The organism is Streptomyces sp. 13-12-16 (assembly GCF_002114215.1).
Taxonomy (GTDB): Bacteria; Actinomycetota; Actinomycetes; order Streptomycetales; family Streptomycetaceae; genus Streptomyces.
Genome location: NZ_NCTE01000908.1, coordinates 1,294 through 11,530, shown reverse-complemented (window position 1 = coordinate 11,530; position 10,237 = coordinate 1,294). Strand labels below are relative to the sequence as shown.

Genomic DNA, 10,237 nt, shown 5'->3' with positions numbered 1-10,237 from the left:
GGGCGGGGGCCGACGGACCCACCGGGGCTGTGAAACCCCGGTGGGGTGGCCGGCGGGGGGTGGGTGGTTTGCGCTCGCCCCGCAGCCACGGCGTTCCCGCGACCACCCGTGCCGCCCCGGGGGGTACCTCCCCACAGGCCCTTGAGGCACTGGGGGGAGGCACGATCGCGGCTGGGGCTGCTACGTCGCCAGGGCCTCCTCCGGAGTTCCGCTTGCTCTCTGGGGAGTGACCGTCACCTCTCGGTGGGCCGGGTCGCGTACTTCGCCCACCAGGAGTTCCAGGACGTCTTCCAGGGCCACCAGGCCCAGGACCCTGCCCGAGGGGTCGGAGACCTGGGCCAGGTGGGTCGCCGCGCGGCGCATCACCGTGAGGGCGTCGTCCAGGGGGAGTTCGGGGCGGAGGGTCGTCATCGGGCGCCACAGGTGCTGCGGGACGGCGCGGTCGGAGTCCTCCAGGTCCAGTACGTCCTTGACGTGCAGGTAGCCCATGAAGGCACCGCTGTCCGCGGCCACCGGGAACCGGGAGTACCCGGTGCGGGCGGTGAGCTCCACGATCTGCCCGGGGGTGACCGCGGGCGTGACCGTCACCAGTGACTCGCGGTCCAGCAGGACGTCCGTCACCGGGCGGGAGCCCAGTTCCAGCGCGTCCTCCAGGCGCTCGGCCTCCTCGGGGTCGAGGAGGCCCGCCTGGCCGGAGTCCTCCACCAGCCGGTTGAGCTGTTCGCTGGTGAAGACGGCCTCGACCTCGTCCTTCGGTTCGACGCGGAACAGCCGCAGGACGGCCTCGGCGCAGGCGCCGAGCGCGATCGTGACCGGCCTGCACAGGCGGGCGAACCAGACCAGGCCGGGGCTCAGCCACAGCGCGGCCTTCTCGGGGGCCGCCATCGCCAGGTTCTTCGGGACCATCTCACCGATGACGAGGTGGAAGAAGACCACCGCGGCGAGCGCGATGACATAGCCGAGCGGGTGGATCATGCCGTGCGGCATGTGCATCCACTCGAAGACCGGCTCCAGCAGACGGGCGACCGTCGGTTCGGCGACCGCGCCCAGGGTCAGCGAGCAGACGGTGATGCCGAACTGGGCCGCCGCCATCATCTGCGGCAGGTGTTCCAGGCCGTACAGCACCCGGCGGGCGCGGGCCGTGCCGAGCGGTTCGATCTGGCTGCGGCGGACCGAGACCAGCGCGAACTCGGCACCGACGAAGAAGCCGTTGGCGAGCACGAGCAGCGCGGCGAAGAGGAGTTGCAGCACGCTCATCCGGCCACCTCCACCAGCGGCAGCGGGGCCGTTCTGACCAGACGGACGCGTTCGGCGCGGTAGTGGCCGACCCTGCGTACCGAAAGCCGCCAGCCGGGCAGTTCCGCGCGGTCGCCGACGGCCGGGATCCGGCCGAGCAGATCGGCGACCAGGCCGGCCACCGTCTCGTACGGGCCCTCGGGCACCTCCAGGCCTATGCGCCGCAGGATGTCGACCCGGACGCCGCCGTCCACGTCCCAGGCGGGGTTGCCGTCCTCGGGCGGGACGGGGGCGAGTTCGGGGACGTCCTGCCCGTCGTGCTCGTCGCGCACCTCGCCGACGATCTCCTCGACGATGTCCTCCAGCGTGACGACGCCGGCCGTGCCGCCGTACTCGTCGACGACGACCGCGATGGGCTGCTCGCTGCGCAGCCGCGTGAGCAGCGGCCGTACGGGCAGGGTCTCGGGGACGAGCAGCGCCGGGCGGGCGATGCGGCCCACGGGGGTGCGCAGCCGGTCGTGCACGGACACCGCGAGGGCGTCCTTGAGGTGCACCATGCCGACGATCTCGTCGATCCGCTCCCGGTAGACGGGGAAGCGGGACAGACCGGTGGCCCGGGTCAGGTTGACCACGTCCTCGGCGGTCGCCGAGGACTGCAGGGCGCTGACCCTCACGCGCGGTGTCATGACGTGCTGTGCGGTCAGTTCGCCGAGGGACAGGGTGCGGACGAAGAGGTCCGCCGTGTCCTGTTCCAGGGCGCCGGCCCGGGCGGAGTGCCGGGCCAGGGAGACGAGTTCGCCGGGGGTGCGGGCGGAGGCCAGTTCCTCGGTGGGCTCGATGCCCAGGGCCCGCACCAGGCGGTTGGCCACGGCGTTCAGCCCGGCGATGACCGGGCGGAAGATCCGGGCGAACACGTGCTGCGGGCCGGCCACGAAGCGGGCGACCTGCAGGGGGCGGGACACGGCCCAGTTCTTCGGCACGAGTTCGCCGATCACCATCTGCACCGCGGAGGCCAGCAGCATGCCGACGACGACGGAGACACCGGAGACCGCGCCCTCGGGCACACCGATGCCGGTGAAGGGGCCGTGCAGCAGTCCGGCGAGCGCCGGTTCGGCCAGCATGCCGACGACGAGGGAGGTGATGGTGATGCCGAGCTGGGTGCCGGAGAGCTGGAAGGAGAGTTCCCTGAGCGACTCGACGACCCGGCGGGCACGCCGGTCGCCGCCCGCGGCGGCCTCCTCGGCGTCCGGTCGCTCGACGGTGACCAGGCCGAACTCGGCGGCCACGAAGAATCCGTTGGCCAGGATCAGCAGGAAAGCGGCTGCGAGAAGCAGCAAGGAGGTGGTCATGATGCCGCCGCCTCCGCATGCGCGCGGACCTCGTGGAACGGGTCCGCGCTATGTCGGCAGGGGGCGGCGCAGGTACTACAGGACGATCCGTCCATCGCCGGAGAGGGTCACTCCTCGGATAGCTGGAGCCCCTGTGCACCGGGCGGGGCGGCAGGGGCGGAGGCGCGGTCGTCGCGCCTCCGCCCACCAGATTAATCAAGACATGGGCGACCGCGGCAGGTGGACGTCCCCGACGCTTCCCGGAACCGGGCCCCGGGCCGTCCCCGGGGGACGGCCCCGGGTCAGCTCCGGGGTGCCTCGGGTCCGGCCGTGGAGCGGACCTCGGTGAGCGCCCGCAGGGCCCGCGCGTCGGCGACGGCCCGCTGTCTGGCGATGCCCGGCTGGATGCCGAGCGCGGGCAGGCTGGTGCCGTCGCTGAGGTCGAGGAAGACCCAGGGATCACCGGAACGGAGGTTCACCTGGAGGATCTCCGCCCATTCCAGGCGGCGCCGGCTCACGATGTTGACGACGGTGACGCCCGTCTCGTCGGCGACGACCTTCGGCCGGGCCAGCAGGAACAGCACGCCGGCCAGCAGCGCGGCGGTGAACACGAAACTGATCCGCTCCCCCGGGCTGAGCTGCTCCAGCAGCAGCGCGATCAGGGTGATGACCACGAAGAGCGCGGTACCGGCCGTGAGCAGCACCACGCGGGTGCGGCCCGGGCGGAAGGTGACGGGCAGGTCGGGCAGCCGGCCCGCGGTCGTGTCGGACATGGTGGTGCTCCGGACCCGGTCAGAGGCGGCAGGCGTGGATGGCCGTGGTGAGGATGGCGCGGGCGCCGATGTCGTACAGGTCGTCCATGATCCGCTGTGCCTCCTTGGAGGGGACCATCGCGCGGACGGCGACCCAGCCCTCGTTGTGCAGCGGGGACACGGTGGGGGACTCCAGGCCCGGGGTGAGGGCGACGGCCTTCTCGAGCTGTTCGACGCGGCAGTCGTAGTCCATCATCACGTACGTCCGGGCGACCAGGACGCCCTGGAGGCGGCGCAGGAACTGCTGCACCTTGGGCTCCTCGCCGTCCGCGCCGGTGGTGGGGGTCCCCCCGGGCGAGTGTGTTCGAGCCCGGGGGAGGATGACGACGGCCTCGGACTTCATGATCGGTTCGCCGGCGATCTCCAGGCCGGCGTTGCGCAGCGAGGTGCCCGTCTCGACGACATCCGCGATGACCTGGGCGACACCGAGCTGGATGGCGGTCTCGACGGCGCCGTCGAGGTGGACGACGGAGGCGTCGATGCCGTGGTCGGCGAGGTGTCCCGCGACGATGCCCTCGTAGGAGGTGGCGATCGTCTTGCCCTTCAGGTCCGCCAGGCCGCCGATGGTGCCCGGCTTGGTGGCGTAGTGGAAGGTGGAGCGGGCGAAGCCGAGGGGGAGGATCTCCTCGGCGTCGGCGCCGGAGTCGATCAGCAGGTCGCGGCCGGTGATGCCGATGTCGAGCTGTCCGGAGGCGACGTAGATGGCGATGTCGCGCGGGCGGAGGTAGAAGAACTCGACCTCGTTCGCCGGGTCGACGATCCGCAGTTCCTTGGACTCGCGGCGCTGCCGGTAGCCGGCCTCATGCAGCATCTCCCCCGCGGGGCCTGACAGGGAACCCTTGTTGGGGACGGCGATGCGCAGCATGAGGTCGGCTTCCTTCGTGTGAGGGGATGTGTCGTGGACGTGAGGGTTTACAGGTGGGCGTAGACGTCGTCGAGGGAGATGCCGCGGGCGACCATCATCACCTGGACGTGGTAGAGCAGCTGCGAGATCTCCTCGGCGGCCGCCTCCTTGCCCTCGTACTCGGCGGCCATCCAGACTTCGGCGGCCTCCTCGACGACCTTCTTGCCGATGGCATGGACGCCCTTGTCGACCAGCTCGGCGGTGCGGGAGGTGGCGGGGTCGCCGTGGGCGGCCTTCTGCTGGAGCTCGGTGAACAGCTCCTCGAACGTCTTCTTGGACATGGTGGTCCTTACCCTACGCGGTGACGGGGGCTGCTCACCGCCAGGGTTCGGATACCGAACGCAAGCAGGCCGCGGTGGCCACCGCGGCGGTGACCGCCTCGTGCCCCTTGTCCTCGCTGGAGCCGGGCAGTCCGGCGCGGTCCAGGGCCTGCTCCTCGTCGTCACAGGTGAGCAGGCCGAAGCCGACGGGGACACCGGTGTCGACCGAGACCTGGGTGAGGCCCTGGGTGACGCCCTGGCACACGTAGTCGAAGTGGGGCGTGCCGCCCCGGATGACGACGCCGAGGGCGACGACCGCGTCGTAGCCGCGGCCGGCCAGGACCTTGGCGACGACGGGGAGTTCCCAGCTTCCGGGGACCCGGAGCAGGGTCGGCTCGTCGATGCCGAGGTCGTGCAGGGCGCGCAGGGCGCCGTCCACCAGTCCGTCCATCACCTTCTCGTGCCACTGCGCGGCGATGACGGCGACCCGCAGGTCCCCCACGTCGCGTACGGACAGTTCCGGTGCACCCTTGCCGCTCACGTCTCTCCTCGTGTTTCTCGTTACTGGTTGCCGCAGGCGGGCACGGTCGGCGTGTCCAGCCAGGGCAGGTCGTGGCCCATCCGGTCCCGCTTGGTGCGCAGGTAGCGGAGGTTGTGCTCGCTCGCGGTGACGGGCATCGGCTCGCGTCCGGTGACCTCGATGCCGTGGCGGGTGAGCGCGTCGGACTTGTCGGGGTTGTTGGTCATCAGGCGGACGCGGCGGACGCCGAGGTCGGCGAGGATCTGCGCGCCGGCGCCGTAGTCGCGGGCGTCGGCGGGCAGGCCGAGTTCGAGGTTGGCGTCGAGGGTGTCCCGGCCGCGCTCCTGGAGTTCGTAGGCGCGCAGCTTGGACATCAGGCCGATGCCGCGTCCCTCGTGTCCGCGCAGGTAGACCACGACTCCGCGGCCCTCGGCCTGGATGCGGTCCAGGGAGGCGTCGAGCTGGGGGCCGCAGTCGCAGCGCCGGGAGCCGAAGACGTCGCCGGTGAGGCATTCGGAGTGGAGGCGGACGAGGACGTCCTCGCCGTCGCCGATGTCGCCGTGGACGAGGGCGACGTGTTCGACGCCGTCGACGGTGGAGCGGTAGCCGTACGCGGTGAAGGTGCCGTGGGAGGTGGGCAGAGCGACCTCGGCCTCGCGGCGGACGGTGGGTTCGGCGGAGCGGCGGTAGGCGATCAGGTCCTCGATGGAGATGATCGTCAGGCCGTGCTTGCGGGCGAAGGGGATCAGCTCGGGCAGCCGGAGCATGACGCCGTCCTCGCCGGCGATCTCGACGATGGCGCCGGCCGGGCGCAGTCCGGCGAGGCGGGCGAGGTCGACGGCGGCCTCGGTGTGGCCGTTGCGCACCAGTACGCCGCCGGGGCGGGCGCGCAGCGGGAAGATGTGACCGGGGCGGACGAAGTCGTCGGCCTGCGCGGTGCCGCTCGCCAGCAGCCGGAGCGTGGTCGCGCGGTCCGCGGCGGAGATGCCGGTGGTCACGCCGTGGGCGCCCGAGCCGTCCACGGTGACGGTGAACGCGGTCCGCATGGACTCGGTGTTGTTCTCCACCATCAGCGGGATGCCGAGCCTGTCCAGCTCCTCGCCCTCCATGGGGGCGCAGATCATGCCGCGGCACTCGCTCATCATGAAGGCGACGATCTCGGGGGTGATCTTCTCGGCGGCGACGACGAGGTCGCCCTCGTTCTCGCGGTCCTCGTCGTCGACGACCACGACCGGGCAGCCGGCCGCGATGTCGGCGAGGGCCTGCTCGACGGGGTCGAGCATGAGGTCGTCGAAGCCGTCGGTGCTGTACAGGATCGGTGCCGTGCTCATGCGGGCGCTCCTTCCAGAGTGGGCCGCGCGTCGCGGGAGCGCAGCCACCAGTCGCGCAGTCCCCACAGGACGAGCGCGCCGTAGATGACGTAGACGAAGCCGGAGAAGGCGAAGCCGTTGGCGAAGTTCAGGGGGACGCCGACGAGGTCGACGAGCAGCCAGGCGAACCAGAACTCGACCATGCCGCGGGCCTGCGCGTACATGGCGACGATCGTGCCGACGAAGATGTAGGCGTCCGGCCAGGGGTCCCAGGACAGGGACGGGTAGAGGGTGAACAGCCCGCCGACGGCGAGGGTGCCGACGGCCGCGGCACCCACGAGGAGAAGCCGTTCGAGGTTGGTCGCGAACCGTACGGCGATGGTGCCGTCCTGCGCCTGCCGCCGGCCGCGGTTCCACTGCCAGAAGCCCCAGGCGGCGACCAGCATGACGACGATCTGCTTGCCGGCGCTGCCCGAGAGGTGGGCGGTGGCGAAGGCCGTGAAGAGGATCAGGCCGGAGACGAACTGGGCGGGCCAGGTCCAGATGGAGCGGCGCCAGCCGAGGGCGAGGGCGATCAGACCGATCACGTTGCCGATCATGTCCGACCATTTGATGTGCTGGTCGAAGAGGGTGAAGGCATCGGAGTTGAGCCAGTTCACCGGGCCGCCCCCTCACCGATGACGCGGTCGCCGAGCATCCGCTCGACGTACTTGGCGATGACGTCCACCTCGAGGTTGACCGGGTCGCCGGGCTGCTTGATGCCGAGCGTGGTCAGGGCGAGCGTGGTGGGGATCAGGCTGACGGTGAAGAAGTCGGGCCCGGCGTCGACGACGGTGAGGCTGATGCCGTCGACGGTGATGGAGCCCTTCTCCACGACGTAGCGGGAGAGGCCGGCGGGGAGGGAGATCCTCACGATCTCCCAGTTCTCCGACGGCTCGCGCCCGAGGATCTCGCCGGTGCCGTCGACGTGCCCCTGGACGATGTGGCCGCCGAGGCGGGAGCCGACGGCCGTGGGGCGTTCGAGGTTGACGCGGGAGCCGACGGCGAGGACGCCGAGGCTGGAGCGCTTCAGGGTCTCCGCCATGACGTCGGCGGTGAACTCGTCGCCCTCGTGCTCGACGACCGTGAGGCAGACACCGTTGACGGCGATGGAGTCGCCGTGCTTCGCGCCTTCGGTGACGACGGGGCCGCGCAGCCGGAAGCGACAGGCGTCGTCGAGGGTCTCGACGGCGGTGATCTCGCCCAGCTCTTCGACGATTCCGGTGAACACTTCCCGGGTCCTCCTGCCTCTTCGGGCACGGACTCCGGGGCTGTCGATGACGACAGAAACCGCGGACGAGGACACCAGGGGCGACGCCGGACAGGGTCCGCCCGAATGGCGAACCGGTACGGCGGCGCGCATGGATGCCCGCCCGCCGCGCACTGCCTCCCATCCGGACTTTAACCGTCGGTCCAGGAATTTCACCTGGTCAACCGATCGCTGGAGGCGACCGGGTCGCGGACTGTAACCGCCGGTTCGGACTTTCACCGACCCCGGAGTGCGCTGCTACTGGTACAGGGCCAGTCTGCCACGGCCGGACGCACTCCATGCGGGCGAGGAATGTGGAGTGGCTCACAGGAAGTGACGCGGAGACCGCCGAGGGTCGCGCGAGGACGCAACTCCCCCTTCGGGGGACCTCCTTGACGGCCCGCCAAATTGGTCCATACCTATTGACGCTTTGGTCTAGTCCTCTTAGGGTCCGAGCCAACTTCCCCGGAGAGGAACCCACTGTGCCGTCCCCCTCACGCCCCGGAGCGAGACCCGCGCTGCTCGCCTCCGCCGCCGCCGTCGGCGGCCTGCTGCTCGCCGCCCTCCCGGCCACCGTCTCGCACGCCGCCGACCAGGAGTCCTGTCGCCCCGACGGGCTGTACTCGACGCCGGGCGTCGATGTCCCGTACTGCTCGGTCTACGACTCGGCCGGCCGGGAGGAGATGGGCGCCGACCACCAGCGCCGGGTGATCGGCTACTTCACCGGCTGGCGCACCGGCAAGGACGGGAAGCCCGCCTACCTCGCGTCCGACATCCCGTGGGACAAGATCACCCACATCAACTACGCGTTCGCGCACATCGACAAGGGCAACAGGATCTCGGTCGGCCCGGACACCGCCGCCAACCCGGCGACGGGCATGACGTGGCCCGGCGTGGCCGGCGCGGAGATGGACCCGCAACTGCCCTACAAGGGCCACTTCAACCTGCTCAACAAGTTCAAGAAGCAGCACCCGGACGTCAAGACGCTGATCTCGGTGGGCGGTTGGGCCGAGACCGGCGGCTACATCGACGACGGCGGGAACCGCGTGGACTCCGGCGGTTTCTACTCGATGGCCACCAACGCCGACGGCTCGGTCAACCAGGCCGGCATCGACACCTTCGCCGACTCGGCGGTCGACTTCATCCGGACGTACGGCTTCAACGGCGTCGACATCGACTACGAGTACCCGACGACGATGAAGGACGCGGGCAACCCGCTCGACTGGTCCTTCGCCAACGCCCGCCGGGCCGGGCTGGTCAAGGGCTACGCGGCGCTGATGAAGACGCTGCGCGAGAAGCTGGACCGCGCGGGCGCGGCGGACGGCAGGCACTACATGCTCACCGTGGCCGCCCCCTCGTCCGGCTATCTGCTGCGCGGCATGGAGACCTTCCAGGTCCAGAAGTACCTGGACTACGTCAACATCATGTCGTACGACCTGCACGGCGCCTGGAACGAGTACGTCGGCCCGAACGCCTCCCTGTTCGACGACGGCAAGGACGCCGAGCTGGCCGCCGCGAACGTCTACGGCAGCGCCCAGTACGGCGGCGTCGGCTACCTCAACACCGACTGGGCCTACCACTACTTCCGCGGCTCCATGCCGGCCGGCCGCATCAACATCGGCCTGCCGTACTACACCCGCGGCCACAAGAACGTCCAGGGCGGGACCGACGGCCTGTGGGGCAAGGCGTCCGCCTCCTCCTGCCCGGCGGGCTCCGGCCTGACCAAGTGCGGTGACGGCGCCGTCGGCATCGACAACCTCTGGCACGACCTCGACACCGACGGCAAGGAGTCCCCGGCGGGCTCCAACCCGATGTGGCACGCCAAGAACCTCGAGAAGGGGATCGTCGGCGACTACGTCACCGACTACGGATTCCCGGCGGACACGAAGCTGACGGGCACGTACGCCCGCAGGTACGACCCGACGCTGGTCGCCCCCTGGCTGTGGAACGCCGAGAAGAAGGTCTTCCTCTCCACCGAGGACGAGCAGTCGGTCGGGGCCAAGGCCGACTACGTCGTGGACCGCGGCATCGGCGGCACCATGATCTGGGAGCTGGCCGGCGACTACGACTGGAACGCCGCCGAGGGCCAGTACGAGACGGGCGACACGCTCACCTCGCTGATGTACGACAAGTTCAAGGCGGCCGCGCCGTACGGCGCGAGGAAGTCGAACGCGGACCTGCCGACGGAGGCCGTGAACGTGGACGTGGAGTTCACGGACTTCAAGCTGGGTGACTCCAACTACCCGATCACGCCCAGGCTGCGGATCACGAACAACACGAAGACCGCGCTGCCGGGCGGTACGGAGTTCCGGTTCGACTACGCGACCTCGGCCCCGGGGAACGCCTCCGACCAGTCCGGTTTCGGCACCGAGGTCATCAGCAGCGACCACACGGGCGGCAACGTGGGCGGCCTGAGGGGCGACTTCCACCGGGTGTCGCTGAAGCTGCCGGCGTGGCAGTCGCTGGCGCCGGGCGCGACCGTCGACCTGTCGTTCAACTACTACCTGCCCGTGTCGACCCCGTCGAACTGGACGGTGACGATCGGCGGCAAGGCTTACGCCCTCGCCGGGGACCTGGCG

10 protein-coding genes and 1 riboswitch are annotated in these 10,237 nt (G+C 70.6%); of the genes, 1 reads left to right on the top strand and 9 read right to left on the bottom strand.

Translation table 11 applies throughout. The annotated features are described in order from the left end of the window. Positions 1–180: 180 nt before the first annotated feature. From B7767_RS31850 to B7767_RS31810, 9 genes are all read right to left on the bottom strand, one after another. A complete protein-coding gene (locus B7767_RS31850) occupies positions 181–1,257 on the bottom strand; it encodes a hemolysin family protein (RefSeq protein WP_085575158.1) in 1,077 nt (358 codons plus the stop codon). Continuing rightward, positions 1,254–2,585 carry a hemolysin family protein gene (locus B7767_RS31845; RefSeq protein WP_085575157.1) on the bottom strand — a complete coding sequence of 444 codons (1,332 nt, stop codon included), beginning with the start codon at positions 2,583–2,585 and terminating at the stop codon, positions 1,254–1,256. The genes B7767_RS31850 and B7767_RS31845 overlap by 4 nt, the downstream gene beginning before the upstream one ends. A gap of 281 nt (positions 2,586–2,866) precedes the next feature. Continuing rightward, positions 2,867–3,337, bottom strand: coding sequence for a PH domain-containing protein (locus B7767_RS31840; protein WP_085575156.1), 471 nt, complete (start codon positions 3,335–3,337; stop codon positions 2,867–2,869). 19 nt (positions 3,338–3,356) lie between these two features. After that, a complete protein-coding gene (hisG, locus tag B7767_RS31835; protein ID WP_085575155.1) occupies positions 3,357–4,241 on the bottom strand; it encodes an ATP phosphoribosyltransferase in 885 nt (294 codons plus the stop codon). Between the two features lie 47 nt (positions 4,242–4,288). After that, positions 4,289–4,561, bottom strand: coding sequence for a phosphoribosyl-ATP diphosphatase (locus B7767_RS31830; protein WP_029383007.1), 273 nt, complete (start codon positions 4,559–4,561; stop codon positions 4,289–4,291). Positions 4,562–4,595: 34 nt separating this feature from the next. Next, a complete protein-coding gene (gene ribH, locus B7767_RS31825) occupies positions 4,596–5,081 on the bottom strand; it encodes a 6,7-dimethyl-8-ribityllumazine synthase (RefSeq protein ID WP_030867847.1) in 486 nt (161 codons plus the stop codon). Positions 5,082–5,101: 20 nt separating this feature from the next. Beyond that, positions 5,102–6,391, bottom strand: a complete 1,290-nt coding sequence (locus B7767_RS31820; protein ID WP_085575154.1) for a bifunctional 3,4-dihydroxy-2-butanone-4-phosphate synthase/GTP cyclohydrolase II — start codon at positions 6,389–6,391, stop codon at positions 5,102–5,104. After that, positions 6,388–7,029, bottom strand: a complete 642-nt coding sequence (locus B7767_RS31815; RefSeq protein ID WP_085575153.1) for a nicotinamide mononucleotide transporter family protein — start codon at positions 7,027–7,029, stop codon at positions 6,388–6,390. Before B7767_RS31815 ends, B7767_RS31820 begins: the two co-directional genes overlap by 4 nt. Further along, complete coding sequence (locus B7767_RS31810; RefSeq protein ID WP_085575152.1) at positions 7,026–7,640, bottom strand: riboflavin synthase; 615 nt, start codon at positions 7,638–7,640, stop codon at positions 7,026–7,028. Before B7767_RS31810 ends, B7767_RS31815 begins: the two co-directional genes overlap by 4 nt. A gap of 145 nt (positions 7,641–7,785) precedes the next feature. Continuing rightward, a riboswitch (FMN riboswitch) is annotated at positions 7,786–7,916 on the bottom strand. 224 nt (positions 7,917–8,140) lie between these two features. On the opposite strand from B7767_RS31810, the gene B7767_RS31805 reads away from it, so the two are divergent. Further along, positions 8,141–10,237 (top strand): chitinase C-terminal domain-containing protein (locus B7767_RS31805; protein WP_085575151.1); only part of this gene is annotated, 2,097 nt, incomplete at its 3' end.